The organism is Blastococcus saxobsidens, assembly GCF_010682065.1.
In the GTDB taxonomy this organism is placed as follows: Bacteria; Actinomycetota; Actinomycetes; order Mycobacteriales; family Geodermatophilaceae; genus Blastococcus; species Blastococcus saxobsidens_B.
The window spans coordinates 1-26,485 of sequence record NZ_JAAGWG010000023.1 but is presented as its reverse complement, the minus strand read 5'-3'; the positions used below and the strand labels follow the sequence as shown (position 1 = coordinate 26,485).

At 74.6% G+C, this 26,485-nt stretch carries 27 protein-coding genes and 1 pseudogene; 24 read left to right on the top strand and 4 right to left on the bottom strand.

Annotated elements, in window-relative coordinates:
• Positions 1–17: 17 nt before the first annotated feature.
• The 4 genes from GCU60_RS14370 to GCU60_RS14355 all read left to right on the top strand — a co-directional run bounded on the left by GCU60_RS14370 (position 18) and on the right by GCU60_RS14355 (position 5,011).
• Positions 18–956 (top strand): LysR family transcriptional regulator, encoded by a 939-nt coding sequence (locus GCU60_RS14370; RefSeq protein WP_163206388.1) that lies wholly within the window; start codon positions 18–20, stop codon positions 954–956.
• A gap of 78 nt (positions 957–1,034) precedes the next feature.
• The gene (ispG, locus tag GCU60_RS14365; RefSeq protein ID WP_163206386.1) at positions 1,035–2,195 is read left to right on the top strand and encodes a flavodoxin-dependent (E)-4-hydroxy-3-methylbut-2-enyl-diphosphate synthase; all 1,161 of its coding nucleotides are present in this window, start codon (positions 1,035–1,037) and stop codon (positions 2,193–2,195) included.
• 3 nt (positions 2,196–2,198) lie between these two features.
• Positions 2,199–3,050 (top strand): GNAT family N-acetyltransferase, encoded by an 852-nt coding sequence (locus GCU60_RS14360; RefSeq protein ID WP_163206384.1) that lies wholly within the window; start codon positions 2,199–2,201, stop codon positions 3,048–3,050.
• Positions 3,051–3,118: 68 nt separating this feature from the next.
• Positions 3,119–5,011 carry a penicillin-binding transpeptidase domain-containing protein gene (locus GCU60_RS14355; protein ID WP_345770604.1) on the top strand — a complete coding sequence of 631 codons (1,893 nt, stop codon included), beginning with the start codon at positions 3,119–3,121 and terminating at the stop codon, positions 5,009–5,011.
• A 40-nt stretch (positions 5,012–5,051) separates the two neighbouring features.
• Here the strand turns inward: GCU60_RS14355 and GCU60_RS14350 are convergent, their stop codons facing one another.
• Together GCU60_RS14350 and GCU60_RS14345 are read right to left on the bottom strand one after the other, a co-directional pair.
• The gene (locus GCU60_RS14350) at positions 5,052–5,498 is read right to left on the bottom strand and encodes a DUF4439 domain-containing protein (RefSeq protein WP_163206382.1); all 447 of its coding nucleotides are present in this window, start codon (positions 5,496–5,498) and stop codon (positions 5,052–5,054) included.
• Between the two features lie 12 nt (positions 5,499–5,510).
• Complete coding sequence (locus GCU60_RS14345) at positions 5,511–5,996, bottom strand: hypothetical protein (protein WP_163206380.1); 486 nt, start codon at positions 5,994–5,996, stop codon at positions 5,511–5,513.
• A 291-nt stretch (positions 5,997–6,287) separates the two neighbouring features.
• Between GCU60_RS14345 and rimP the strand changes: the two genes are divergently transcribed.
• From rimP to larE, 12 genes and pseudogenes are all read left to right on the top strand, one after another.
• Complete coding sequence (rimP, locus tag GCU60_RS14340; RefSeq protein WP_163206378.1) at positions 6,288–6,956, top strand: ribosome maturation factor RimP; 669 nt, start codon at positions 6,288–6,290, stop codon at positions 6,954–6,956.
• Positions 6,953–8,104, top strand: a complete 1,152-nt coding sequence (nusA, locus tag GCU60_RS14335; protein ID WP_163206376.1) for a transcription termination factor NusA — start codon at positions 6,953–6,955, stop codon at positions 8,102–8,104. Before rimP ends, nusA begins: the two co-directional genes overlap by 4 nt.
• An 8-nt stretch (positions 8,105–8,112) precedes the next feature.
• Positions 8,113–8,379 (top strand): YlxR family protein, encoded by a 267-nt coding sequence (locus GCU60_RS14330; RefSeq protein ID WP_163206374.1) that lies wholly within the window; start codon positions 8,113–8,115, stop codon positions 8,377–8,379.
• Between the two features lie 178 nt (positions 8,380–8,557).
• Positions 8,558–8,701, top strand: a pseudogene (locus GCU60_RS21110) (translation initiation factor IF-2 N-terminal domain-containing protein); the annotation flags it as partial.
• A 942-nt stretch (positions 8,702–9,643) separates the two neighbouring features.
• Positions 9,644–11,479: a translation initiation factor IF-2 gene (gene infB, locus GCU60_RS20420; RefSeq protein WP_239521224.1), complete on the top strand. Its 1,836-nt coding sequence runs from the start codon at positions 9,644–9,646 to the stop codon at positions 11,477–11,479.
• A 108-nt stretch (positions 11,480–11,587) separates the two neighbouring features.
• A complete protein-coding gene (locus GCU60_RS14320; RefSeq protein WP_163206370.1) occupies positions 11,588–11,881 on the top strand; it encodes a DUF503 family protein in 294 nt (97 codons plus the stop codon).
• A gap of 102 nt (positions 11,882–11,983) precedes the next feature.
• Positions 11,984–12,514, top strand: a complete 531-nt coding sequence (gene rbfA, locus GCU60_RS14315) for a 30S ribosome-binding factor RbfA (RefSeq protein WP_163206368.1) — start codon at positions 11,984–11,986, stop codon at positions 12,512–12,514.
• Positions 12,511–12,753 (top strand): hypothetical protein, encoded by a 243-nt coding sequence (locus GCU60_RS14310; RefSeq protein ID WP_163206366.1) that lies wholly within the window; start codon positions 12,511–12,513, stop codon positions 12,751–12,753. Before rbfA ends, GCU60_RS14310 begins: the two co-directional genes overlap by 4 nt.
• Complete coding sequence (locus tag GCU60_RS14305; protein ID WP_345770603.1) at positions 12,750–13,760, top strand: DHH family phosphoesterase; 1,011 nt, start codon at positions 12,750–12,752, stop codon at positions 13,758–13,760. Before GCU60_RS14310 ends, GCU60_RS14305 begins: the two co-directional genes overlap by 4 nt.
• Complete coding sequence (locus tag GCU60_RS14300; protein WP_163206363.1) at positions 13,757–15,082, top strand: MATE family efflux transporter; 1,326 nt, start codon at positions 13,757–13,759, stop codon at positions 15,080–15,082. The genes GCU60_RS14305 and GCU60_RS14300 overlap by 4 nt, the downstream gene beginning before the upstream one ends.
• The gene (gene truB / locus GCU60_RS14295; protein ID WP_163206361.1) at positions 15,079–15,996 is read left to right on the top strand and encodes a tRNA pseudouridine(55) synthase TruB; all 918 of its coding nucleotides are present in this window, start codon (positions 15,079–15,081) and stop codon (positions 15,994–15,996) included. The genes GCU60_RS14300 and truB overlap by 4 nt, the downstream gene beginning before the upstream one ends.
• Positions 15,997–16,016: 20 nt before the next feature.
• Positions 16,017–16,853 carry an ATP-dependent sacrificial sulfur transferase LarE gene (larE, locus tag GCU60_RS14290; protein WP_163206359.1) on the top strand — a complete coding sequence of 279 codons (837 nt, stop codon included), beginning with the start codon at positions 16,017–16,019 and terminating at the stop codon, positions 16,851–16,853.
• Here larE and GCU60_RS20415 read toward each other — a convergent pair.
• Entirely contained in the window at positions 16,844–17,323 is a 480-nt protein-coding gene (locus GCU60_RS20415) for a GNAT family N-acetyltransferase (protein WP_163206357.1), read from the bottom strand. The genes larE and GCU60_RS20415 overlap by 10 nt on opposite strands.
• On the bottom strand, positions 17,320–18,009 hold the full coding sequence (gene larB / locus GCU60_RS14280; RefSeq protein WP_345770602.1) for a nickel pincer cofactor biosynthesis protein LarB: 690 nt from the start codon (positions 18,007–18,009) through the stop codon (positions 17,320–17,322). The genes GCU60_RS20415 and larB overlap by 4 nt, the downstream gene beginning before the upstream one ends.
• 69 nt (positions 18,010–18,078) lie before the next feature.
• Here larB and GCU60_RS14275 point away from each other — a divergent pair, with 69 nt between their 5' ends.
• The 8 genes from GCU60_RS14275 to dapB all read left to right on the top strand — a co-directional run bounded on the left by GCU60_RS14275 (position 18,079) and on the right by dapB (position 26,220).
• The gene (locus GCU60_RS14275; protein ID WP_163206355.1) at positions 18,079–18,417 is read left to right on the top strand and encodes an antibiotic biosynthesis monooxygenase family protein; all 339 of its coding nucleotides are present in this window, start codon (positions 18,079–18,081) and stop codon (positions 18,415–18,417) included.
• A 102-nt stretch (positions 18,418–18,519) separates the two neighbouring features.
• Positions 18,520–19,659, top strand: coding sequence for a branched-chain amino acid aminotransferase (locus GCU60_RS14270; RefSeq protein ID WP_204262054.1), 1,140 nt, complete (start codon positions 18,520–18,522; stop codon positions 19,657–19,659).
• 14 nt (positions 19,660–19,673) lie between these two features.
• Positions 19,674–20,630 carry a bifunctional riboflavin kinase/FAD synthetase gene (locus GCU60_RS14265; RefSeq protein WP_163206353.1) on the top strand — a complete coding sequence of 319 codons (957 nt, stop codon included), beginning with the start codon at positions 19,674–19,676 and terminating at the stop codon, positions 20,628–20,630.
• A 214-nt stretch (positions 20,631–20,844) separates the two neighbouring features.
• Positions 20,845–21,114 (top strand): 30S ribosomal protein S15, encoded by a 270-nt coding sequence (rpsO, locus tag GCU60_RS14260; RefSeq protein WP_163206351.1) that lies wholly within the window; start codon positions 20,845–20,847, stop codon positions 21,112–21,114.
• A 284-nt stretch (positions 21,115–21,398) separates the two neighbouring features.
• Positions 21,399–23,660 carry a polyribonucleotide nucleotidyltransferase gene (locus GCU60_RS14255; protein WP_163206349.1) on the top strand — a complete coding sequence of 754 codons (2,262 nt, stop codon included), beginning with the start codon at positions 21,399–21,401 and terminating at the stop codon, positions 23,658–23,660.
• Complete coding sequence (locus GCU60_RS14250) at positions 23,657–25,018, top strand: insulinase family protein (RefSeq protein WP_163206347.1); 1,362 nt, start codon at positions 23,657–23,659, stop codon at positions 25,016–25,018. Before GCU60_RS14255 ends, GCU60_RS14250 begins: the two co-directional genes overlap by 4 nt.
• A gap of 1 nt (position 25,019) precedes the next feature.
• The gene (locus GCU60_RS14245; protein WP_345770601.1) at positions 25,020–25,373 is read left to right on the top strand and encodes a VanZ family protein; all 354 of its coding nucleotides are present in this window, start codon (positions 25,020–25,022) and stop codon (positions 25,371–25,373) included.
• A 49-nt stretch (positions 25,374–25,422) separates the two neighbouring features.
• A complete protein-coding gene (gene dapB, locus GCU60_RS14240) occupies positions 25,423–26,220 on the top strand; it encodes a 4-hydroxy-tetrahydrodipicolinate reductase (protein WP_163206345.1) in 798 nt (265 codons plus the stop codon).
• The last annotated feature ends 265 nt before the right edge of the window (positions 26,221–26,485 follow it).

The following is a 26,485-nucleotide window of genomic DNA, read 5'->3' as shown; positions in this document are numbered from 1 at the left end:
CGTTGTAGCGTGCCTTCATGGTGGTGAACGGTCCGGGCCTCTGGGAGCGGGTCGAGCCGGCCCAGCTGCTCCTGCTCCGCGAGCTGGCCGAGCACGGATCGGTGACCGCCGTCGCCCGGGCCACCGCCAGGACGCCGTCCGCCGTGTCCCAGCAGCTGAAGGTGCTGCAGCGGGGGGTGGGGGTGCCGCTGGTCGAACGGGTGGGCCGGGGGGTCCGGCTGACCGATGCCGGCCGGGCGCTGGCCGGCATCGCCACCGGTGTCGCGACAGCGCTGGCCGTGGCCGAGGCCGACTGGGCGGGCTACCGGGGCGGCGCCGGGGGGACTGTGCGCCTCGCGGTGTTCCACTCGGCCGGCGAGCTGCTGGTCCCCGGCCTGCTCGACCGGCTGGCCGCGGTCCCGGAGATCGTCCTGGAGACCCACGACGAGGACGTGTCCCAGGACGACTTCGCCGCGCTCACCGCCGACTACGACATCGTGGTCGCGCACCGGTCGGACGACGTGGTGCCCCCGGCCCGGCCGCAGGTCGAGGTGCGGTTGCTGCTGCGCGAGCCCCTCGACGTCGCCCTGCCCCTGGACCACCCGCTGGCCACGCGCGACCGCGTGAGCCCGCTGGACGTGATCGGCGAGCGGTGGATCGCCCCGCCGGCCGACTTCCCGATCGACCGGGTGCTCACCGCGATCGCGGCCCGGGCCGGTGCCCCGGTGCACGTCGTCCGCCGCACCACGCACCTGCCGCTGATGGAGAAGCTGGTCGGTCACGGGCACGGCATCGCGCTGCTGCCCCGGCACACCACCCGGGACAGGGCCGAGGGCCGGTTGGCGCTCGTGCCCCTGGCCGACCTGCGGGCCGGGCGGATCGTCGAGGCGCTCATGCGCCCGGACAAGGCCGCCCGGCGGGCGGTGCGGACCGTGGTCGACGCGCTCGTCGCCGAGGCCTCCGCCTACGCGGTGTGAGGCGGCGCCTCCGGCGTCCGGGTGGAGGTCACAGCCGGCGTCGGCGGCACGGTGGCGCAGGCGGGGGATACTGGGCGCATGGCGATCCCCGTCGGCCTCGGCATGCCCGCTGCGCCCCCGCCCGTCCTCGCGCCCCGGCGGAAGACCCGCCAGCTGGACGTGGGCGGCGTCGGTGTCGGCAGCGACCACCCCGTCAGCGTCCAGTCGATGACCACGACCAAGACGGCCGACATCAACGCGACCCTCCAGCAGATCGCGGAGCTGACCGCGTCGGGCTGCCAGATCGTGCGGGTCGCGGTGCCCGACACCGACGACGTCGAGGCGCTGCCGGTCATCGCGAAGAAGTCGCAGATCCCGGTCATCGCCGACATCCACTTCCAGCCCCGCTACGTGTTCGCCGCGATCGACGCCGGGTGCGCCGCCGTCCGCGTGAACCCGGGCAACATCAAGAAGTTCGACGACAAGGTCGGCGAGATCGCCCGGGCCGCCAAGGACGCCGGCATCCCGATCCGCATCGGCGTCAACGCCGGCTCCCTCGACAAGCGACTGCTCGCCAAGTACGGCAAGGCCACCCCCGAGGCGCTGGTGGAGTCCGCGCTCTGGGAGTGCTCGCTGTTCGAGGAGCACGACTTCCGCGACATCAAGATCTCGGTCAAGCACAACGACCCGGTCGTGATGGTCCGGGCCTACGAGCTGCTGGCCGCGCAGTGCGACTACCCGCTGCACCTCGGCGTCACCGAGGCAGGCCCGGCCTTCCAGGGCACCATCAAGTCCGCCGTCGCGTTCGGCGCCCTGCTCAGCCAGGGCATCGGCGACACCATCCGCGTCTCCCTCTCGGCCCCGCCGGCCGAGGAGGTCAAGGTCGGCAACCAGATCCTGGAGTCGCTGAACCTGCGCCAGCGCGGCCTGGAGATCGTCAGCTGCCCCTCGTGCGGGCGCGCCCAGGTCGACGTCTACAAGCTGGCCGACGAGGTCACCGCCGGGCTGGAGGGCATGGAGGTGCCGCTGCGCGTCGCGGTCATGGGCTGCGTCGTCAACGGCCCCGGTGAGGCCCGCGAGGCCGACCTGGGCGTGGCGTCCGGCAACGGCAAGGGGCAGATCTTCGTCAAGGGCGAGGTCATCAAGACCGTGCCCGAGTCCCAGATCGTGGAGACCCTCATCGAGGAGGCCCTGAAGATCGCCGGTGAGCAGCTCGCCGCCGGTGAGCCCTCGGGCCCGCCGGTCGTCACCGTCAGCTGACCCGTGCTGCGGACGCCCCACGCCCGGGTCCTCGACGAGAGCGACGAGCCCGCCGTCACCGAGCTGCTGGCCACCGATCCGGTGGCCACGTGCTGGCTGGCCGGGCGGGTCGAGGCGGTGGGCACCGCGCCCATGGCCATCGGGGCGCCGCTGTGGGGCTTCGGGGTTGGCCGGTCGCTGGAGGCGGTCTGCCTGGCCGGCGCCAACCTCATCCCCTTCGCCCTGCCGGGTGCCGAGCAGCGAGCGGCCCACGCCTTCGCCGACCGCGCCCGCCGGGCCGGCCGGCGGTGCAGCACCATCGTGGGACCGGCCGCGTCGGTGGAGCCGCTGTGGGAGCTGCTCGAGCCGTCCTGGGGTCCGGCACGGGACCACCGGCCCCGCCAGCCGCTGCTGGCCGTCGACGGCCCGCCTGCCGTCGCGCCCGAGCCGCGCGTCCGCCCCGTCCGTCCCGACGAGCTCGACACGCTCCTGCCGGCGTCGATCGCCATGTTCACCGAGGAGGTCGGGGTCAGCCCGCTGCGGTCCGACGGCGGCGCCGGCTACCGGGCGCGGGTCGGGGACCTGGTGCGGGCCGGCCGGTCGCTGGCCTGGATCGAGCACGACGCGGTCGTCTTCAAGGCCGAGATCGGGGCGGTCTCCCGGGCCGCCTGCCAGGTCCAGGGCGTGTGGGTGGCCCCGGCCTACCGGGGCCGCGGCATCGGGACCGCGGGCACGGCGGCCGTCGTCGAGTACGCCCGGGCGGCCATCGCGCCGGTCGTCAGCCTCTACGTCAACGACTACAACGCGCGGGCGCGGGCCGCCTACGCCCGCGTCGGGTTCCGCGAGGTCGGCGTGTACTCCAGCGTCCTGTTCTGACGGTCCGGTCCGGAGTTCCGCCGCGAGCCGGGAACGGGTCCGGGCCCTGTCTCTGACAGGGTTGACCCGTGCGGACACGACCGGCCCCCACCCTGCTGATCTCGCTCCTGCTCGCCGCCCCCGTGCTCGCCGGTTGCTCCGGCAGCAGCGAGGACGACGTGCGGACAGCCGCCGAGGCGTTCCTGGACGACTGGACCGCGGGTGACCTGGCTGCTGCCGCCGCCGCCACCACCGACCCGGAGGCGACGACCGCGATCCTCGAGCAGACCGCCGGGGACCTGCCCGACGCCGCGCTCACCGCCGAAGTCGGGGACGTCGTGGTGGAGGACGGCACTGCGACCGTCGACTGGTCGGCGACCTGGGACCTCACGGCCGCGCCCGACTGGAGCTACGACGCGGAGCTGCGCCTCGAGGAGGGCGACGACGCCTGGCAGGTGGTCGCCGAGCCCGCGCTGGTGCACCCGGAGCTGGGGGAGGGGCAGCACCTGGAGCTGACCCGCAGCCTCCCGGAGCGCGCAACCATCACCGGCGCGGACGGCGCACCGCTGTTCACGCCCACCGAGGTGGTCAACGTCGGCGTCGCGAAGGGGCAGGAGACCGACCTCCCGGGCCTGGCCGCTGCGCTCTCGGCGGCCACCGGCGTCCCAGCCGCCGAGATCGTCGCGAAGGTGGAGGCCGCGCCGGAGGGGCAGTTCGTCCCGGTCATCTCGCTGCGCCGCCCGCAGTTCGAGGCGATCCGCGCGCAGGTGTTCGACCTGCCCGGTGCTGTCTTCCCGACCGAGACCCGGCCGCTGGCGCCCTCGCCCCGGTTCGCCGAGGCCCTGCTCGGCCGGGTCGGCGGCGCGACCGCCGAGGTCCTCGAGGAGTCCTCGGAGGACGGCGCCCCCCGGTACGCCGCCGGCGACCAGCTCGGGCTCTCCGGCCTGCAGCGGGCCTTCCAGGAGCAGCTGACCGGCACCCCCGGTTTCGCCGTGTCGGTGATCAGCACCGACGAGACCACCGGTGACGCCGGACGGCAGATCGCGGCCGTCGACCCCGTGCCGGGGCAGCCGGTGCAGACGCCCCTCGTCCCGGCCATCCAGGCCGCGGCCGAAGCCGCGGTCGCCACCGAGTCGCGTCCCACGCACCTGGTCGCCGTGCGCCCGGGCACCGGCGAGATCCTGGCCGTCGCCTCCAACGAGGGCGCCAACCCCGGCAACGCCCTGCGCGGTCAGTTCCCGCCCGGGTCGAGCATGAAGGCCATCACCGCCACCGCCCTGCTCTCCACCGGCGCGCTCGGTCCCGACACCGCGGTGCCGTGCCCGGGCACCACGGTCGTCGACGGCCGGGAGTTCGAGAACCAGGACCAGTTCGACCTGGGCACCGTGCCCTTCACCGAGGCCTTCGCCCAGTCCTGCAACACCACCTTCATCCAGCAGGGGCTCCAGCTGCCCGACGGCGCGCTCGCCGAGGCCGCCGCCGCGTACGGCGTGGGTTCGGACTGGGAGCTGCCCATCGGGATCTTCGGCGGGACGGTGCCCTCGGACAGCACCGGCACCACCAAGGCGGCCAACGCGATCGGCCAGGGGCAGGTGCTGATGAGCCCGGCGCAGATGGCGCTGGTGGTCGCCGGCATCGCGAGCGGGACACCGGCCGCACCGGTCGAGGTGGTGGGTGCCGCTCCGGCGGGCCCCGCTCCGGCGGGACCGCCGGCGGCCGTGCTCGACGCCCTCCGGCCGATGATGCGCCAGGTCGTCCTGTCCGGGACCGCGACCGCGCTGGCCGATCGCGGCGAGGTGTTCGGCAAGACCGGCACCGCCGAGTACGGGACCAACACCCCGCCGGACTCGCACGGCTGGTTCGCCGGCTACCGGCTGGGCGGCGTGGACGGTGGCGTGGCGTTCGCGGTGCTGGTCGAGGGCGGTCAGTCCAGCAGCGCCGCGGTCGCCGTCACCGACGCCTTCCTGGGCGCCCTGGGCTGAGCCACGGGCTGAGCCACGGGCGGAGGCGCGGGCCGGGCCCTCAGAGGCCGGGGAAGGCCCGGGTCGTCGGGTTCTGCGCCGCCGCGGCCCGCCAGCCCACGGCGCGGACCTCGGCGGCCCCGAGCACCTCGGCCGCCAGCTCGCGGGTGGACCGCTCGGCGGTCCGGTCGAGCACCCGCACCCACGCCGCGGAGACGCCCTCCTCGAGGACGACGGCCAGTGCGGCGGCGTCGACGGCTGACAGGACGGGGAAGGGGAGCGCGTAGCCGCCCTCGGGCGGCACGGGCTCGGTGCCGCGGTCGGCCAGCAGCGTGGTGACCCGGTCGCGCACGTCGCGGTGCGCGATCTCGGCCGCGAGGACGGCGGCCTGGCCGGCGCCCAGCGCGGCGCCCACGACGCCGTACCCCCAGATGGCCGCGTGCTCGGCGGCGAGGGCGGCGTTCAGTGCGGCGTCGTCGGCGGGGACGTCGGCGGTGTCGTCAGCCATGGGTGGACCCCCTCATGCCAGTCGAGCCTCGTGGCCGCGCAGCCCCGCGGCGATGGACCCCAGCAGCGCCGCCCGTCCGCCCGCCTGGTCCAGGCAGGCGGACGCGTGCGACGTGGCGGCGACGGCGACCTGGGCCCGGAGCCACCCCTGGGCCCCGACCGCGGGCGGGGGACCGGACGGCTCGCCGGCCGGGTGGTCGCCCGGGGCGGCGGCGCGCAGCCGCTCCAGCTGCTCGGCCGCCTGCGTCGCCAGGTCGGCGGCCGCCGCGGCGAGCGCGGGGTCGGCGGTGAAGGCGAGGTCGTAGGCGGCGACGAGGGCCGACTGGACGGTCACCTGTGCGGCGAGCTCGTCGGCCTGCTCGCTGGTCACGGCGTCGCGCTCGTCGGCCGACGAGGAGGAGGTGCACCCGGCCACGGCGACGGCGAACCCTGCGGCGGAGACCGCGAGCAGGGTCCTGCGGGTGAACGTCCGCGGGCCGGCGGGAGCGAGGGGAGGCATCGCCGTCCATCCTCGCAGCCGCGGACCCCGGAAGCCGGTCGTGGGCGCGGCTCGTCCCTCCGCGTCGCACTCGCGGCCCTCCCGGATCCCGCCCGCCCCTCCCGTCCCAGCGCGTGGGACCGGCCGTGCGGGGCGGGGATGCCGGTGCGGCCGTCCGGCGGTGGCTGCCGGGCGGTAGCCTGGGCCCTTCCCCCTCCGCACCGGGTCCGGTCAGCGGCGCAGCCCACGGCGCCGGTCGGCGGGGGTGCGCGCACGGCATCGTGCCGGTCGACCGAGCCTGAGGAGGCAAGCGTGTCCGCCTCTCGCGGAACCCAGCGGAGCGACCCCGCCACCGAGCGGCTGACCGGCTGGATCCAGCCGGTCGTCACCGAGGCGGGATACGACCTCGAGGAGCTCGTGGTCACGCCCGCGGGCCGGCGAAGCGTCGTCCGCGTGGTGGTCGACCGCGACCAGGGGGTGACCCTGGACGGCATCGCCGAGGTGAGCCGGGCGGTGTCGGAGGTGCTGGACAGCAACGACGACGGCATGGGGCGCACCCCCTACGTGCTCGAGGTGACCAGCCCCGGCGTCGACCGGCCGCTGACCGACCCCCGGCACTGGCGGCGCAACACGGGGCGCATCGTGCAGGTCGCCGCCGGTCCGTCCGGATCGGCCGACCAGCTGACCGGCCGGATCACCGCGGTGGACGACGCCGGCGTGACCCTGGCGGTGGAGGCGAAGGGCAAGCCGGGCGCCAAGAAGCGCCCGCCGCAGCCCCGGCTCGTGCCCTGGGCGGAGCTCGGTGCCGGGCGCGTGCAGGTGGAGTTCGGCCGGCCCGGCACCGGGGACGACGCCCCCGACCCCGACGTCGACGCCGACTTCGAGGTCGACATCGACGACGACATCGAGCAGGACGACGCCGCGGAGCTCGAGGACCTTGACGAGGCCGAGCCCGCGGACGACGACGGAGGAGAGAAGTGAACATCGACGTCACCGCGCTCAAGGCGGTGGAGCGGGAGAAGGGCATCCCGGTCGACACGGTGATCGAGGCCCTCGAGACGGCCCTGGTCACCGCCTACCGGCACGCCGACGGCGCGGCCAAGCACGTGCGGGTGCACGTCGACCGCAAGAGCGGCGAGGTCGCCGTGCTGGCCCAGGAGGTCGGGCCCGACGGCGAGGTCGTGCGCGAGTGGGACGACACCCCCTCGGACTTCGGCCGGATCGCGGCCAGCACCGCCAAGCAGGTGATCGTCCAGCGGCTCCGCGACGCCGAGCACGAGCAGACCTTCGGCGAGTACGCCGGCAAGGAAGGCGACATCGTCAGCGGCATCGTGCAGGCCGACCAGCGGCGCAACGCCAGCGGCCTGGTGATGATCGACATCGGCAAGGTGGAGGCGGTCCTCCCGTCCGCGGAGAAGGTGCCGGGGGAGAGCTACAGCCACGGCAGCCGGATCAAGGCCTACGTCGTCGCCGTGTCCCGCACCTTCCGCGGCCCGCAGGTGACCGTGTCCCGCACGCACCCGAACCTGGTGCGCAAGCTGTTCGCCCTGGAGGTCCCCGAGATCGCCGACGGCAGCGTCGAGATCGTCGCCGTCGCCCGGGAGGCGGGGCACCGGTCGAAGATCGCCGTCCGCACCGCGGTGCCCGGGCTGAACGCCAAGGGCGCCTGCATCGGTCCGATGGGCCAGCGGGTGCGCAACGTCATGAGCGAGCTGCACGGCGAGAAGATCGACATCGTCGACTGGTCGGAGGACCCGGCGGAGTTCGTGGCGCAGGCGCTGAGCCCGGCGCGGGTCAGCAGCGCCCGCCTGGTCGACCCGCAGGCCAAGGCCGTGCGGGTCGTCGTCCCCGACTACCAGCTCTCGCTGGCGATCGGCAAGGAAGGGCAGAACGCCCGGCTGGCCGCCCGGCTGACCGGCTGCCGGATCGACATCCGCAGCGACGCGCAGACCGACGAGGCGGACGCAACCCCCTCGCCGGGGGTCGGACGCGCGCCGCTGCGGCAGGCGTCCCCGGCCCACCCGGGCGGGGGACGTGGCGGCGCTCCGGGGGCCCGTTCGCAGGCTCCGTCGGGGGGTCCGCGTTCCGCGCCACGGCGCTCGGAACATCGCGGACCCGCCACGCGCTAGAGTTGCAGATGGCCGAAACGTCGAATCCGGTCCGCACCTGTGTGGGGTGCCGGAAGCGCGCGACGGTCGTCGACCTGCTGCGCGTCGTCGTGGTGGCCGGGGCCCTGGTCCCCGATCCACGACGGGTGCTCCCTGGTCGCGGTGCCTCCCTGCACCCGACCGCGGAGTGCTTGCGCGCGGCAGAGCGACGCCGGGCCTTCCCGCGGGCGCTGCGCAGCAGCGCCCCGCTGGAGGCCGGTCCGCTCCGGGACCACGTACTCGGCACCTCGTCCTGAGGTGTCGGGAGCAGGACCGGAGTGGGCGACAGCAGTTCCCAGTCGGGCCGGCACGAGGCCGGTCCGCATGTCGACAGGACACCGTCGGATGACTCAGCCGTGAAGTTCTCACGATGACCATGCGCCACTAACGACGAGGTCGAGCGGGCAAGCCGCCGGCCTCACAAAGAGGAGACCCGTGCCAGGCAAAGCCCGCGTACACGAACTCGCCAAGGAGTTCGGTGTCGACAGCAAGACCGTGCTCGCCAAGCTCAAGGAGCAGGGCGAGTTCGTGAAGTCCGCGTCCTCCACCGTCGAGGCCCCCGTGGCCCGGCGGCTCCGTGAGGCACTCGGCGCCGCCACCGGCGGCGGCAACGGAGCAGCCGCCCCGGCTGCGCCCCGCCCCAGCGCCCCCAGGCCGGCCGCCCCCGCGGCACCGGCTGCCCCGTCGGCTCCCGCCGCCGCAGCACCGGCCGCTCCCGCAGCGCCGGCCGCGCCCTCGGCTCCCGCAGCGCCGGCCGCGTCCCGCCCCGCAGCGGGTCCGCGTCCCGGCCCGCGTCCGCCGGCCCCGGCGCCCCAGGCCCCGGCGCCGCAGGCTCCGGCCGCCCAGGCGCCCGCGGCCCCGCCGCAGCAGCCTGCTGCCCCCCGTCCGGCTTCGCCGCGTCCGGCTGCGGCCGGTGGCGCTCCCGGTGGTCCGCGTCCCGGCCCGCGGCCCGCGCCGCGTCCGGGCAACAACCCCTTCAGCAGCGCTCCGCGCCCCAGCCCCGCCGGCGGCGCAGCCCGTCCGGGTCCCGGGGCCGGCGCGCCCCGTCCGGCGCCCGGCACGGGCGGTCCTCGCCCGGCGCCCGGTGCCGGCGGTCCCCGTCCCGCGGGTCCGGGCGGTCCCCGTCCCGGCCCGGGTGCCGGTGGTCCGCGGCCTGCGGCCGGTCCCGGTGGGCCGCGTCCCAACCCGGGCATGATGCCGCAGCGGCCCTCCCCGGGCATGATGCCCGGTCGCCCCGCAGGTGGCGGCCGTCCCGGTGGTGGCCCCGGTGGTCCCGGCGGTCGTGGCCGCCCGGGTGGTCCCGGTGGCGGCGGCGGCGGCGGCTTCCGCCCCGGTGGCGGTGGCGGTGCCCCCGGTGCCGGCGCGCCGGCCGGTGGTGGCTTCCGTGGTGGCGGCGGTCCGCGTGGCCGCGGTCGCGGTGGCTCCGGTGCCAGCACCGCGGGTGCCTTCGGTCGTCCCGGTGGCCGCGGGCCGGTCCGTGGCCGCAAGAGCAAGAAGCAGCGGCGTCAGGAATTCGACTCGATGGCGGCGCCCAGCATGGGTGGCGTCATGCTGCCCCGGGGCAACGGACAGACCGTCCGCCTGCCCCGTGGCGCCTCGCTGACCGACCTGGCGGAGCGCATCAACGCCGAGCCGGCCGCGCTGGTCACCGCTCTGTTCCACCTGGGCGAGATGATCACCGCGACGCAGTCGGTCAACGACGAGACGCTGCAGCTGCTCGGTGCCGAGATCGGCTGGGTCATCCAGGTCGTCAGCCCGGAGGACGAGGACCGCGAGCTCCTCGAGACCTTCGACCTCACCTTCGGCGACGAGGAGGGCGACGAGGACGACTGGTCGTCCCGTCCGCCGGTCGTCACGGTCATGGGTCACGTCGACCACGGAAAGACCAAGCTGCTCGACGCCCTCCGGCACGCCAACGTGCAGTCCAAGGAAGCCGGTGGCATCACCCAGCACATCGGCGCCTACCAGATCGTCACCGAGCTCGAGCACAACGAGCGCCCGATCACCTTCATCGACACCCCGGGTCACGAGTCGTTCACCGCGATGCGTGCCCGTGGCGCGAAGGTCACCGACATCGTGGTGCTCGTGGTCGCGGCCGACGACGGCGTCATGCCGCAGACGGTCGAGGCGCTCAACCACGCCCAGGCCGCCGAGGTGCCGATCGTGGTCGCGGTCAACAAGATCGACAAGGAGGGGGCCAACCCCGCCAAGATCCGTCAGCAGCTCACCGAGTACGGGCTGGTGGCCGAGGAGTACGGCGGCGACACGATGTTCGTCGACGTCTCCGCGACCACCCGCCAGGGCCTCGACGAGCTGCTCACGGCGATCCTGCTGACCGCCGACGCCTCGCTGGACCTGCGCGCGAACACCGAGCAGGACCCGCAGGGTGTGGTCATCGAGGGCAAGCTCGACAAGGGCCGCGGCCCCGTCGCCACGGTGCTCGTCCAGCGCGGCACGCTGCGCCAGGGCGACTCCATCGTGGCCGGCGACGCCTACGGTCGCGTCCGGTCGCTGCTCGACGAGCACGGCAACAAGCTCAAGGAAGCCCTGCCCGCGCGTCCGGTCCAGGTCGTCGGCCTGACGTCCGTGCCGCGAGCCGGGGACACCTTCCTGGTCGTCGAGGAGGACCGGATCGCCCGGCAGATCGCCGACCGTCGTCAGGCCCGGATCCGCAACGCGCAGAACGCCTCCATGCGCAAGCGGATCAGCCTGGAGGACCTCGACGCGGCGCTCAAGGAGACCCGTCAGCTCAACCTGATCATCAAGGGCGACAACTCGGGCACCGTCGAGGCGCTCGAAGAGGCGCTGATGAAGATCGAGATCGACGACGAGATCTCGCTGCGGGTGATCCACCGCGGCGTCGGTGGCATCACCAAGAGCGACATCGACCTGGCGCTGGCCGACGACGTCATCGTCCTGGGCTTCAACGTCCGGGCCGAGGGTCAGGCCACGGAGCTGGCGAGCCGTGAGGGGGTGGACGTCCGGTACTACACGGTCATCTACCAGGCCATCGACGAGATCGAGGCCGCCCTCAAGGGGATGCTCAAGCCGATCTACGAGGAGGTCCAGCTCGGCACGGCGGAGGTCCGCGAGGTCTTCCGGGTGCCGAAGATCGGCAACGTCGCCGGTTCGCTGGTCCGCAGCGGCACGATCGTCCGCAATGCGAAGGCCCGTCTCATGCGCGACGGGACCGTGGTCGCCGACAACCTGACGGTGGAGTCGCTCCGCCGCTTCAAGGACGACGCGACCGAGGTCCGCGAGGGCTACGAGTGCGGTATCGGCCTGGGGTCGTTCAACGACATCAAGGTCGACGACGTGATCGAGACCTTCGAGATGCGTGAGAAGCCGCGCGACTAAGAAGATGCTCCCTTGCCCCCCGCCGCGAGCGGGTGACGTGCTGGAACGGCCCTCGTGCAGGGCCCCGGTGCGAGCTCGCGAGCGGTGGGGGGCAGGAGGGTCCTTCTAGTGTTCACTGGCACGCTCACCGCCGATCTGCTGCTGGGCGACGTCCACTCGCTGAAGGGCAAGCGCGCCGTGGTGCGGCCGATCGTGGCCGAGCTGCGGCGGCGCTTCGCCGTGGCCGCCGCCGAGGTCGGTGACCAGGACCTGCACCGCCGCGTGCAGGTCGGGGTCGCCACCGTGGCCGGCGACGCCGGTCAGGTCAACGACGTGCTCGACGCGTGCGAGCGGTTGCTGGCCGAGCGGCCGGAGGTGACGCTGCTGTCGACGCATCGGCAGTTGTTCTCCGACACCGATTAGGGGCCCCGTCGCCCCCCACCGCTCGCACGCTGGCGATGGGTCCCTGCGACGGGGCCTTCCAGACCCACCCAGGTCGACACCTGGCAGTTCCGAGGAGTTCCGATGGCCGATCCGGCCCGCGCCCGCAAGCTCGCGGTGCGCATCCGTCAGATCGTGTCCGCCGCGATCGAGACCCAGATCAAGGACCCCCGCCTGGGCATGGTGACCGTCACCGACGCCCGCGTGACCAGTGACCTCCGCGAGGCCACGATCTTCTACACGGTCTACGGCGACGAGACGCAGATCGCCGACTCGGCGAAGGCGCTGGCCAGTGCCACCGGCGTGCTGCGGTCGACGGTGGGGAAGCAGACCGGCATCAAGTTCGTGCCGTCGCTGGCCTTCATCGCCGACATCGTCCCCGACACCGCGCGGGAGCTCGAGGAGGCGCTGGAGCGTGCCCGGCACGCCGACGCCGAGCTCGCCCGCGCCCGCGAGGGCGCCAGCTACGCCGGGGAGCCCGACCCCTACCGGCGCCCGTCCGAGGACGAGGACGAGGACGACGAGGAGGCCGACGGGGGAGCCGACCCGGTCGGATCCGGCACTGCCGATGACAGGGGCGAGGACGCCGCTGTGGAGACCAGGAGCGCACCGTGACCCAGAACGACCCCGACCCGTACGAGCCGGACGAGGGGCAGGGCACGTCCGTGCTGGGCGGCCGGCCCGTCCCAGCGGACGGCGACCCCACCGACGGCGGCCGGCGCGGTCAGGTCGGCGAGGTGCCGAGCATCGCCGCCGACGAGCCCGACGACGGCGGCCCCGGCTACGAGGTCGGTGGCGGGGACATCCGCGAGGACCAGGGCGGCCGGATGGCCGACCCCGACGCGGGCACGTGAGCCGCGCCTCGACGACGGACGACCTCGCCGAGGCCATGCGGACCGCCGCCGCGGTCCTGGCCGAGGCCGCCTCCTCCCGTTCGACGGTCGTCCTGTCCGGCCACGTCCAGCCCGACGCCGACGCGCTCGGCAGCACGCTGGCGCTCGCCGAGGGGCTGCGCCGACGTGGGGCCCGGGTGCTCGCGACCTTTCCGGGGCCCTTCACGCTGCCGGCGTCCCTCGGCTGGATCCCGGGCGCCGAGGGGCTGGTGCCCTCGGACTCCGTGCCCTCCTCACCCGACGTGTTCGTGAGCCTGGACGCCGCCTCCCCGCCCCGGCTGGGTGAGCTGGCGCCCCTGCTGGACCAGGCGGCGACCTCGGTGGTCGTCGACCACCACGCCAGCAATCCGGGCTTCGGCCGGATCCGCGTGGTCGACCCCGCCGCCCCGGCGACGGTGACCCTCGTGGCCGACCTGCTCGACGGCCTGGGCGTGACGCTGGACCGGCAGCTGGCCACCTGCCTGTACGCGGGCCTGGCTGCCGACACCGGCTCCTTCCGCTTCGGCAGCACCCGCCCCGAGACCCACGAGCTGGCGGCGCGGCTGCTGAGCACGGGGATCGACCACGCGGCCATCAGCCGCCGGTTGTTCGACACCGCGCCCTTCGGCTGGCTCGGGCTGCTGTCGGTCGTGACCGGCCGTGCGGCGCTGGAGACCGACGTCGGCGCAGGCCTGGTCTGGACCTGGTCGAGCACCGCCGAGGCCGCCGAGCACGGACTGGCCGGCGAGCAGCTCGAGGCGCTCGTGGACGTCATCCGCTCTGCGCAGGAGGCCGACGTCGCCTGCGTGCTCAAGGGGCAGGACGACGGTTCCTGGTCGGTGTCGCTGCGTTCCCGCGGAGCCACCGACGTCGCCCGCGTGGCCATGGCGCTGGGCGGCGGCGGGCACCGCGCCGCGGCCGGCTACACCTCGCACCTCGACCGCGAGGGCACCGTCGCCGCGCTGCGCGCGGAGCTCAGCGTCCGATGACCGCGCGGTCCGCCGGACCGCGCAGCGAGGGCCCCGGCGTGCTGGCGCTCGCCCTGCCCGCACTGGTCGTCCTGGCGGCGGAGCCGCTGTACCTGCTGGTGGACACCGCGGTGGTCGGCAACCTGGGCACCGTGGCCCTCGGCGGCCTGGCCGTCGGTGGTGGGCTGCTGGCCTGGGCCGCGGGGCTGCTGAACTTCCTCGCCTACGGCACGACGGCGCGGGCGGCGCGCCGGGCCGGCGCCGGGGACCGGTCCGGTGCGGTCTCCGAAGGGGTGCAGGCCACCTGGCTCGCGCTGGGGCTGGGCCTGGCCGTGCTGCTGGCCTTCCAGCTGCTGGCCGGCCCGCTGACCCGCGCGCTGGCCGGTGGCGCCGGGGCCGTGGCGGACGCGGGGGAGCAGTGGCTGCGGATCGCCGCGGTGGGTGCGCCCCTGCTCCTGGTGTCGCTGGCCGGGAACGGCTGGCTGCGCGGGGTGCAGGAGCTGCGCCGACCGGTGCGCTACGTGCTGGCGGGCAGCCTGGTCAGCCTGGTCCTCTGCCCGGTGCTGGTGTACCCGGCCGGCCTCGGGCTGGCCGGGTCGGCGGTCGCGAACGTCACCGGCCAGGCGGTGACGGCCGCGTTGTTCCTCGTCGCTCTGGGGCGCGAGCGGGTCGCCTGGCGCCCCCGCCCGGCCGCCGTCCGGGCCCAGCTGGTCATCGGCCGCGACCTCCTGCTGCGGGCGGCCGTCCTCCAGGTGGCGTTCCTGGCAGCCGCCGGGGTGGCCGCGCGCGCCGGGACGGTGCCGCTGGCGGCCCACCAGATCGCCCTGCAGCTGTTCCTGTTCCTCGCGCTGGTGCTCGACGCGTACGCGATCGCAGCGCAGACCCTGGTCGGTCAGGCGCTGGGCCGGGGGTCGCCGGCGGAGGCCCGGGCGACGGCCCGCCGGGTCGCGCTCTGGGGGGCGGGCACCGGTGTGCTGATCGGCGGGGCGCTGCTGGCCCTGCGCGGGGTCCTGCTCCCGCTGTTCACCGACGACCCGGCCGTGGTGGCCCAGGCCGAGGTCGTCTGGTGGTTCCTGGCCGGGATGCAGCCGCTGGCCGGCCTGGTCTTCGCCCTCGACGGGGTCCTCATCGGTGCGGGCGACGTCGGGTACCTGCGGACGCTGACGATCGGCTCGGCGCTGCTCGGCTTCCTGCCCCTGTCGCTGCTGGCGCTGCCGCTCGGCTGGGGGCTCGCGGGCGTCTGGACCGGGCTGACCGTCTTCATCGCGTTGCGGCTGACCGGCACCGTCGTCCGGGTGGCGGGTGACCGGTGGCTCGGCGCCCCTGAGACGGTTACGGCGTGAGCCCCAGACGCCCGGATGCCGATGTCCCGCCCGGCCTGCTGCTGGTCGACAAGTCCGGCGGCATGACGTCGCACGACGTCGTCGCCCGTGCCCGGCGCGCGCTCTCGGTCCGCAAGGTCGGCCACGCCGGCACCCTCGACCCGATGGCGACCGGCCTGCTGGTCCTCGGCGTCGGCACCGCCACCCGGCTGCTCGGTCACGTCGGCGGGCACGACAAGACCTACGAGGCCACCATCCGGCTGGGCCAGGCGACGGTGACCGACGACCGCGAGGGGGAGGTGCTGAGCACGGCCTCCACCGCCCACCTCGACGACGACGCCGTCCGCGCGGCGCTCGCCGCCCAGACCGGCCCGCTGCAGCAGGTGCCCTCGGCGGTCAGCGCGGTCAAGGTCGACGGCCGCCGCTCCTACGACCGGGTGCGGGCGGGGGAGACGGTGGAGCTGACTCCCCGGTCGGTCACCGTCCACCGGCTCGAGGTGCACCGCATCGCCCGCCCCGAGCCCGACCTCGTCGACGTCGACGTGACCGTCGAGTGCACCGCCGGCACCTACATCCGGGCCATCGCCCGTGACGCCGGCGCGGCCCTCGGCGTCGGCGGGCACCTCACCGCCCTGCGCCGCACCGTGTCCGGGCCGTTCGCGGTGACCGCCGCCGGCACGGTCGAGGAGTCGGCGGCGTCGCTGGTCGCCGGCGGCGGGTCCGGGTTCCTGGGGCTCACCGAGGCCGCGCGGCTGGTCTTCCCGGAGCGCCGGCTCACCGCGGAGGAGGCGCGCGCGCTCGGCTACGGCCAGCGGATCCCGGCCACCGGCGCCGGGGGGCTGCACGCCGCGGTCGACCCCGACGGGCGGCTGGCCGCCCTCGTCGAGGACGCGGGCCGCAGCGCCCGCGTGGCGGTCGGCTTCCCGCCGTCCTGATCCGGTGGCAGCCTGAAGCCGTGAGCCTCGACGCCCGGCTGGCCGGCCTGGACGCGCTGCTGCGCCCGCTGCCGGGCCTGGTGGTCGCGTTCTCCGGCGGCGTGGACTCGGGGGTGCTGCTGGCCGCGGCGGTCCGGGCGCTGGGCGCCGACCGGGTGGTGGCGGCCACGGCCGTCTCGCCGAGCCTGCCCGCGGCCGAGCTGACCGGGGCCGCCGGGTTCGCCGCGTCGCTGGGCGTCCGTCACGAGCAGCCGCGCACCGACGAGCTCTCCCGGGCGGGTTACCGCGCCAACGCCGGCGACCGGTGCGCCTTCTGCAAGACCGAGCTCGTCGAGGTCCTGCTGCCGCTGGCGGCGCGGCTCGGCATCGCCGACGTCGTCACCGGCACCAACGCCGACGACGTGCGCGCGGGCTTCCGCCCCGGCATCCGCGCCGCCGCCGAGCGCGGCGCCTGGACACCGCTGGTCCTGGCCGGCCTCACCAAGGACGACGTCCGGGCGGCCGCGCGCCGCTGGGAGCTGCCGCTGGCGGACAAACCCGCCGCCGCCTGCCTGGCCAGCCGCATCGCCTACGGGGTGCCGGTGTCGGCGGCCGGCCTGGCCCGCGTGGAACGGGCCGAGTCCGCGCTGCGCACCGCGCTGCTGCGCGCCGGGCTGCCGGTGCGGGACCTGCGGGTGCGCGACCTGGGCGACGACGTGGCGCGGGTGGAGGTCGACGCGGAGCTGGTCGACGACGTCGCCGCCCGGCCGGACCTGCTCGTGGCCGTCTCCGGCTTCGCGCGGGTGGAGCTGGACCCGCGCGGGTTCCGCTCCGGCGCCATGAACGAGCTGCTGCCCGACCCCGTCCGCTACCGCTGACCGGCCGTCGCCTTCACCAGGTGCACGAGCCGGAGTCCCGGGTGGACGTCCTCCCGATGGGTCTCCACGTAGCCCGCGCGGCGGTAGAGGCGGAGGTTGGCCTCGCTGAGGTGGCCGGTGAAGAGGGCGGCCCGCGGCAACCCGCCGGCCTCCTCGGCGGCGGTCAGCAGCAGGCTCCCGATGCCGCGGCCCTGCAGGTCGGGGGCGACGACGAGGCGCCCGACGTGCAGCGTCCCGTCCCGTTCCCGGGTGCGCACCGCGCCCACCAGCCGGCGCCCGAGCCACGCGCCGGTGCACCGGCTGCCGGCGAGCTCGGCGACCAGCTCCTCCAGGGACTGCGTGAGGGCCGGCAGGTCCGGGTCGCCGTACAGCCGGGCCTCGGTGACGTAGGCGGCGCGCTGCAGGGTCAGCAGCTCACCGGCCGCGCTCGGGGGCACCGGGGCGAGCTCGACCGCCGGGGGAGTGGTCACCGGTCCTCCCGTCCGGCGACCGCGCGGGCGATGCGGGCCGCGGCCACCCCGGCGCCGAAGCCGTTGTCGATGTTCACGACCAGCACCCCGGGCGCGCAGGCGGTGAGCATGGTGAGCAGGGCGGCCAGGCCCTCGAACGCCGCCCCGTAGCCGACCGACGTCGGCACGGCCACGACGAGCCGGTCGGTCAGGCCCGCCACCACGCTGGGCAGGGCGCCGTCCATCCCGGCGACGACGACCACCGCGTCGGCGGCCGCCAGGTCCGGCGACACCGCGAGCACCCGGTGGATCCCCGCGACGCCGACGTCGTCGACCCGGCGGCAGCCCGCTCCGCAGGCCCGCAGCGTGGCCGCGACCTCGGCGGCGACCGGGCCGTCGGAGGTGCCGGCGGTGAGCACCAGGACCTCGCCGACCGGCTCCGGCGGCCGGCCGACGAGCACGCACCGCGCCTGCGCGTCGACGACCGCGTCCGGCCAGCGCTCCAGCACGGCGGCCGCGGTGGCGTCGTCGACCCGGGTGGCCCAGGCGAAGGGGCGCGGCGAACCGTCGAGCAGACCGGCCAGGCAGGCCACCGTCTCGCCGGGCGTCTTGCCCGCCGCGTAGACCACCTCCGGCGTGCCGGTGCGGCGTTCGCGGTCCAGGTCCAGCCGGGCGAACCCGAGGTCGCCGGTGCGGGGTGCGCTCACACCGCCAGCCTGCCGCACATGTGGTTGATCATGGGGTTGGCCGGGGCGCCCGCCGGGAACGGGAGACCCATGAGCGTCGTCAAGATCAACGCGATCACCGTGCCGAAGGACAAGCAGGAGCGCTTCGAGGAGCGGTTCCGCGGGCGCGCCGGAGCCGTGGAGTCCACGCCCGGCTTCGAGTGGTTCGAGCTGCTGCGCCCCGTGGAGGGGACCGACCAGTACCTGGTCTACACCCGGTGGAGCAGCCCCGAGGCCTACGAGGCCTGGCAGTCCAGCCAGGACTTCGACCGCGCCCACGACGGTGGCGGGGACACCCTGGCCTCGGCCGCGCCGCACTCGGCGCACGTGTGGACCTACGAGGTGCTGGAGTACGCCGGGCCGAAGGCCAACCAGGAGAACCAGGTCTGACCGGGGTTACTGTGACGGCGCCGGTCCCGCAGTCCGCGGGGCCGGTGCCGACCCGGCGTGCCGCCGGGCCGGCGCCGTGACCAGCACGCCCGGGTGGGAGCCATGACCGACACGCTCGCCGACAGCCGTACCTCCTCGCGGATGTTCACCGCGGACGTGCCGGTGGTCATCGAAGACGTGCAGCGTCGCTCCACCACAGAGCGCGCGGAGGTCCTGGCCGACCCCGGCTTCGGCCGGCACTTCACCGACTCGATGTTCGTGGCGCGCTACCGCGAGGGCCAGGGCTGGTACGACGCCCGGCTGACGCAGTACGGCCCGCTGCCGCTGGAGCCGGGCACCGCGGCCCTGCACTACGCGCAGTCGATCTTCGAGGGCCTCAAGGCCTACGCCCAGCCCGACGGCAGCGTCGCCACCTTCCGGCCCGAGGCCAACGCCGCGCGCTTCATCCGCAGCGCCGAGCGCCTGGCGATGCCCCCGGTGCCCGCGGAGGCGTTCCTCGCCGCCGTCGACGCGCTGGTCGACGCCGACCGCGACTGGGTGCCCACCGGCGCCGACCAGACGCTGTACCTGCGCCCCTACCAGCTGGCCAGCGAGTCCTTCCTGGGCGTCCGCCCCGCGCACGAGTACCTGTTCCTCGTCATCGCCAGCCCGGCCGGGGCCTACTTCCCGCGGGGGGTCCACCCGGTGTCGGTCTACGTCTCCGAGGACTACGTCCGGGCCGCGCCCGGGGGCACCGGCGACGTGAAGTGCGCCGGCAACTACGCCGCCAGCCTCCGTCCGCAGCAGCAGGCCACCGCGCTCGGCTGCGACCAGGTCGTCTACCTCGACGCCGTGGAGCGGACGTACATCGAGGAGCTGGGCGGGATGAACCTGTTCTTCGTCCTCGGCACCGGCGACGACGCCGAGCTGGTCACCCCGGAGCTCTCCGGCACCCTGCTGCCCGGCATCACCCGCGACTCGCTCATCACCGTCGCGCGCGAGCTGGGCCACCGGGTGACCGAGCGCAAGGTCAGCCTGGAGGAATGGCGCCGCGGCGTCGCCGACGGGACCGTCACCGAGACCTTCGCCTGCGGCACCGCGGCGGTCATCACGCCCGTCGGCCAGGTCAGGGCGGGCACCGGCGACTTCGCCGTCGGCGACGGCACGCCGGGCACCCTGACCATGCGGCTGCGCGAGGCGCTGCTCGACATCCAGCACGGACGGGTGGCCGACACCCACGGCTGGCTGCACCGGGTCTCCTGACCGGAGTCGCTCGCATGCTGCGCTGGCGGGGGCTGGAGGCCACCCCGGGTGATCTGGGCCGCTCGGTGGTCACCATCGGGATGTACGACGGGGTCCACCGGGGCCACCAGAAGCTGATCGGGGCCGCCGTCGCCCGGGCCCGGGCGATGCGCCGACCCTGTCTGCTGGTGACCTTCGACCCGCACCCGGCCGAGGTGGTGCGCCCGGGCTCGCACCCGGCCATCCTCACCGCGCTGGACCGCAAGGCCGAGCTCGTCGCCGGGCTCGGGGTGGACGCCATGTGCGTGCTGCCCTTCACCCCGGAGTTCAGCCGCCTGGTGCCGGAGACCTTCACCCACACCGTGCTGGTCGAGCGCCTGCACGCCGCCCAGGTGGTCGTGGGGGAGAACTTCACCTACGGCCACAAGGCGGCCGGGAACGTCGGCTCCCTGGCCGAGGAGGGACGGCGGTTCGGCTTCTCGGTCGAGGGCGTGCCCCTGGCGCAGGACTCCTCGGACGACGGCGAGGTCACCATCTCCTCGACCTACATCCGCGCCTGCGTCGCCGCCGGTGACATGGTGTCGGCCGCCCGTGCACTGGGCCGGCCGCACCGGGTCGACGGCGTCGTGGTGCGCGGACACCGCCGCGGGCGCGAGCTCGGCTACCCGACGGCCAACGTGGAGACCGCGCCGTTCACCGCGATCCCGGCCGACGGCGTCTACGCCGGCCACCTGGTCACCCGGCACGGCGACGGCACCAGCGGCGACCGGCTGCCCGCAGCCATCTCGGTGGGCACGAACCCGACGTTCCAGGGCACCCGTCGCACCGTCGAGGCGTATGCGCTGGACTACAGCGGCGACCTCTACGGCGAGCACGTCGGGGTGGAGTTCACCGCGCGGCTGCGCGCGATGGCCGCCTTCGACGGGATCGAGCCGCTGCTCGCGGCCATGGCGAAGGACGTCGCCGACACGCGATCAGCGCTCGGGCTGTGACATCGTCGTCCTCCGGACGACACCGCGGCCAGGTGCCGGCCCCTCCGCCGCTGAGCCGCTGCCTCCCGCCTGCGCGGACCCCTCCGGGGCCCACTCGGCGAGACCGAACTGGTGCCGCTGGTAGCCTCGTGGCAGCCGGTATGACCGGCGTGTGTGAAGCCTGCCCTCGTGAACCAGACCGAGGGCCACACGTGACCCGCCCCGGAGGCGAACCATGGCGCTCGAGAGCGCAGTCAAGCAGCAGATCATGACCGAGTACGCGACGGTCGAGAAGGACACCGGTTCGCCCGAGGTGCAGGTCGCGATGCTGACCCGCCGGATCAGCGACCTGACCGAGCACCTCAAGATGCACAAGCACGACCACCACAGCCGGCGGGGCCTGCTCCTGCTGGTCGGCCGGCGTCGCCGCCTGCTGAACTACCTGGCGAAGACCGACATCAACCGGTACCGCTCGCTCATCGAGCGGCTCGGTCTTCGCCGCTAGCACGACGAGGGGGCCGTCCCGGACACATCCGGGGCGGTCCCCTTCCTCGTGCGGCACCCGCCGCGCGGGGAGAACCGGCCCGCCGCCGGACGCGCCCGCACGGGCCGGTCCTCGGTAGTGGCCCCCGGGACGTCCGTCCCCGGAGACGGGAACGGCACCGCCCGAGGGCTTCGATCGAGTACCGGTCGCCCCGGACGCAGGACGGCTCGGCACCAGACGAGCGGGTCGTCAGAGGAGTCGCAGGTCGGCACGAGGCCGATGCGACGAAGAAGAGAGAAGGACACATGTCCGCACCCACCATCACCGCTGAGTTCGACGCCGAGGACGGCGTCACCACCGCCACCGCGGTCATCGACAACGGCAGCTTCGGCAGCCGTTCCATCACCTTCGAGACCGGCCGCCTCGCCAAGCAGGCCGCCGGCTCCGTCGTCGTCACCATGGGCGACACCATGCTGCTCTCGGCCACCACGGCCGGCCGCCAGCCCAAGGAGCAGTTCGACTTCTTCCCGCTGACCGTCGACGTCGAGGAGCGGATGTACGCCGCCGGGCGCATCCCGGGCTCGTTCTTCCGCCGCGAGGGTCGCCCGTCGGAGGACGCGATCCTCACCTGCCGGCTGATCGACCGCCCGCTGCGCCCGACCTTCGCCAAGGGCCTGCGCAACGAGGTCCAGGTCGTCATCACGGTCATGGCGCTGGACCCGACCCACCTCTACGACGTGGTGGCCATCAACGCCGCCTCGGCGTCCACCCAGCTCTCCGGCCTGCCGTTCTCCGGCCCGGTCGGCGCCACCCGCGTCGCCCTGATCAACGGCCAGTGGGTCGGCTTCCCGACCCACACCGAGCTCGAGGACGCCGTCTTCGACATGGTCGTGGCCGGCCGCGTCCTGCCCGACGGCGACGTCGCGATCATGATGGTCGAGGCCGAGGCCACCGAGAAGACCATCGAGCTCGTCGCCGGTGGCGCCCCCGCCCCGACCGAGGAGGTCGTGGCCCAGGGCCTCGAGGCCGCCAAGCCGTTCATCAAGGCGCTGTGCGACGCCCAGTCCGCCATGGCGGAGAAGGCCGCCAAGCCGGTCGCCGACTTCCCCCGCTTCCTGGACTACCAGGACGACGTCTACGCCGCCGTCGAGGCGCAGGTCGCCGACAAGCTCGCCCAGGCGCAGCAGATCGCCGGCAAGGCCGAGCGCGAGGACGCCACCGACGCGCTCAAGGACGAGGTCAAGGCGGCCCTGGCCGGACAGTTCGAGGGTCGGGAGAAGGAGATCTCCGGAGCCTTCCGCGCGCTCACGAAGAAGGTCGTCCGCCAGCGCATCCTGCGCGACAAGGTCCGCATCGACGGCCGTGGGCTGACCGACATCCGGCCGCTGTCGGCCGAGGTCGAGGTCATCCCGCGGGTGCACGGCTCGGCGCTGTTCGAGCGCGGCGAGACCCAGATCCTGGGTGTCACCACGCTGAACATGCTCCGCATGGAGCAGCAGCTGGACACGCTGTCGCCGGTGAGCCGCAAGCGCTACATGCACAACTACAACTTCCCGCCGTACTCCACCGGTGAGACCGGCCGCGTGGGCTCGCCCAAGCGCCGCGAGATCGGCCACGGTGCGCTCGCCGAGCGGGCGCTGGTCCCGGTGCTGCCGGACCGCGAGGAGTTCCCCTACGCGATCCGCCAGGTCTCCGAGGCGCTCGGCTCCAACGGCTCCACCTCGATGGGTTCGGTCTGCGCCTCGACGCTGGCCCTGCTCAACGCCGGTGTGCCGCTGAAGGCGCCGGTCGCCGGCATCGCCATGGGCCTGGTCTCCGACGAGGTCGACGGCAAGACCGAGTACGTGGCGCTGACCGACATCCTGGGCGCGGAGGACGCGTTCGGTGACATGGACTTCAAGGTCGCCGGCACCAAGGACTTCGTCACGGCCCTCCAGCTGGACACGAAGCTCGACGGCATCCCCTCCGACGTCCTCGCCGGTGCGCTGACCCAGGCCCGCGCGGCCCGGCTGCACATCCTCGACGTCATGGGCGAGGCCATCGACGCCCCCGACGAGATGAGCCCCTACGCCCCGCGCGTGACCACGGTGCGCATCCCGGTCGACAAGATCGGCGCGGTGATCGGCCCCAAGGGCCAGATGATCAACGCCATCCAGGACGAGACCGGCGCCGACATCACGATCGAGGACGACGGCACGATCTACGTCGGCGCGTCCGACGGCCCTTCGGCCCAGGCCGCGGTGGACCGGATCAACGCCATCGCCAACCCGACGCTGCCCAAGGTCGGCGAGCGCTTCCTCGGCACGGTCGTCAAGACCACGCCGTTCGGCGCCTTCGTCTCCCTGCTGCCCGGCCGCGACGGCCTGGTGCACATCAGCAAGCTCGGTGGCGGCAAGCGCATCGGCAAGGTCGAGGACGTCGCGAACGTCGGCGACAAGATGCAGGTGGAGATCACCGACATCGACGCCCGCGGCAAGATCAGCCTCGTGCCGGTCGCCGAGGGCGACGCCGGTGGCGCCGCGTCCGAGGCTCCGGCCGAGGCCGCTGCCGCGCCCGCGGGTGAGTGACAACGCCTGACATCACGGGAACCGGGGCGGGTGCTGCTGCACCCGCCCCGGTTGCCGTCGGCGAGACCGCGCTGCTCGACCTGGACGAGGTCGGCGGCCGGGTGGAGCGGACCACGCTGCCCGGGGGCCTGCGGGTCCTGACCGAGACGATGCCGGGAGTCCTCTCGGCGACCCTCGGCATCTGGGTCGGCGTCGGCTCGCGGGACGAGACGGCCGGCGTCGCCGGCTCGTCGCACTTCCTCGAGCACCTGCTGTTCAAGGGCACCTCCTCGCGCTCGGCGCTGGAGATCGCGACGGCCATGGACGCCGTCGGCGGTGAGATGAACGCGTTCACCGCCAAGGAGCACACCTGCTACTACGCGAACGTGCTCGCCAGCGACCTGCCGCTCGCCGTCACGCTGCTGGCCGATCTGGTCACCGAGGCCACGAACACCGCGGCGGACCTGGAGTCCGAGCGCACGGTCGTGCTCGAGGAGATCGCCATGCGCGACGACGAGCCGTCCGACGCGGTGCACGACCTGTTCTCCGAGACCCTGTTCGGCGACACCTCGCTGGGCCGCTCGGTGCTGGGCACCGTCGAGTCCATCGAGGGACTGACCCGTGACGACGTCGACGGCTGGTACCGCTCGCGGTACGCCGTCCCGTCCATCGTGGTGACGGCCGCCGGGCGGGTGGACCACCAACAGGTGCTGGACCTGGTGACCGCGGCCTTCGGGGACCGGCTGACCGGGTCCGCGGCACCGGTCGGGCTGCGCACCGGCGACGTCGAGCTGAGCCGGCCGGCCCGGCCGTTCGGGCTGATCCCGCGGCGCACCGAGCAGACGCACCTGCTGTTGGGTGGCTCGGCGATGGGCCGGCTGGACGAGCGCCGGTACGCCGCCGCGGTCGTCGACGCCGCGGTCGGCGGTGGGATGAGCTCGCGGCTGTTCCAGGAGATCCGGGAGAAGCGGGGCCTGGTCTACAGCGTGGGCTCGGCGCTCTCGCACTACGCGGGCGCCGGCGCCTTCTCCGTGTACGCCGGGTGCTCGAAGAAGCGGGTGCCGGAGGTGCTCCGCCTGATCCGGGCCGAGCTGAGCCGTGTGGCGGCCGAGGGTCTGGACGCCGACGAGGTCGCACGGGCGCGAGGCCAGCTGCGCGGCGGTCTGGTGCTCGGTCTCGAGGACACCGGGTCGCGCATGAGCCGACTGGGCAAGAGCGAGCTGTCCTACGGCGAGTACGTGCCGGTGCGCGACGTCCTGGCCCGGATCGACGCCGTCGACGAGGACCAGGCGCGGTCGGTGGCCGCCGACCTCTTCGGTCAGCCGACCTGCCTCGCCGTCGTGGGGCCCTACCGCGAGTCCGACCTCGACCGGCTCTGACGTGCCCGGGTCCCCGGGCCGCCGTCCGCTGCCCTCGCTCGCCTTCGGGCTCACGGTGCTCGTCTCGGTCGTCGTCCTGTTCATCCCGGCGTCCGGGGTGCCCACCGCGCCGCCCGGGACGGACAAGGTCGTCCACCTGCTGCTGTTCGCCGCGCTGGCGGCAACCGGCCGGTGGGCCGGGCTCGCCCGGTGGCCGCTGGCTGCCGGCCTGACCGGCTACGCCCTCCTCAGCGAGGTGGTCCAGGGGGTGGCGCCGCTGGGTCGGTCGGGCTCGGTCGCCGACCTCGTCGCCGACGTCCTCGGCATCGCGATGGGGCTGGCCGCGTGGGCGTGGACCGCCGGGCGATCCCGCTGAACGGAGCGCCTGTCTTGCGCCGGGGACGTCGGCCGGGAAACCTGACCGCGTGACCACCAGCGCGACCGACCAGCAGCCCGCACCCGCCGCCCGCGAGTCCTCGCTGATCCCCGTGGGGGTGCTCGGCGCCCGGGGCCGGATGGGGACCGAGGTGGTCAAGGCCGTCAACGACGCCGACGACCTCGAACTCGTCGCCATGGTCGACGACGGGGAGTGGCTGTTCAACGTGGCCGACGCCGGCGCCCAGGTGGTCGTGGACTTCACCCGGCCCGACGTGGTCATGGACAACATCCGGTTCTGCATCGACAACAACATCCACTGCGTGGTCGGCACCACGGGGTTCGACGAGACCCGGCTCGCCACGGTCGCCGAGTGGCTGGAGCCCAAGCCGGAGCTGGGCGTCGTCATCGCCCCGAACTTCGGGATCGGCGCCATCCTGCTGATGCGGTTCGCCCAGGAGGCGGCTCGCTTCTTCCCCTCGGTGGAGGTGGTGGAGCTGCACCACCCGAACAAGGTCGACGCCCCGTCCGGCACCGCCGTCCGGACCGCCCGGCTGGTCGCGGCCGCCCGGCGCGCAGCGGGCCTGCCCCCGGCGCCCGATGCGACGACGGACGCGCTCCCGGGGGCCCGCGGTGCCGACGTGGAGGGCGTCCCCGTGCACGCCGTCCGGCTGGCGGGGCTCGTCGCGCACCAGGAGGTGCTGCTCGGAGCGGCGGGGGAGAGCCTGACGATCCGTCACGACTCCTTCGACCGCGCCTCCTTCATGCCCGGCGTGCTCCTGGCCGTCCGCGAGATCGGCCGCCGGCCCGGTCTCACCGTGGGCATCGAGAGCTTCCTGGGGCTCTGAGAGGACCCCGTCCCGCTCACGCCTCGCACGCTCGGCGCGAGCCTCCGGACGGGGCCGACCGCAATCACCACAGGGGTGGCGCGCGTCACGGACCCCCGGGTTTGACCTGCCGGACACCCCCGTGTAACTTTCTCTTTGCGCCGCGCGGCCCGGAAGGGCCGCCGGACCGGACCCCCGCTAGACGGGCTTCTGGAAACCGGCGTAGAGTTGGACATCCAGCCAGGGACGAAGCCCGGAAGGGTCGAGTTTCTGCGCGTCCGCTCCT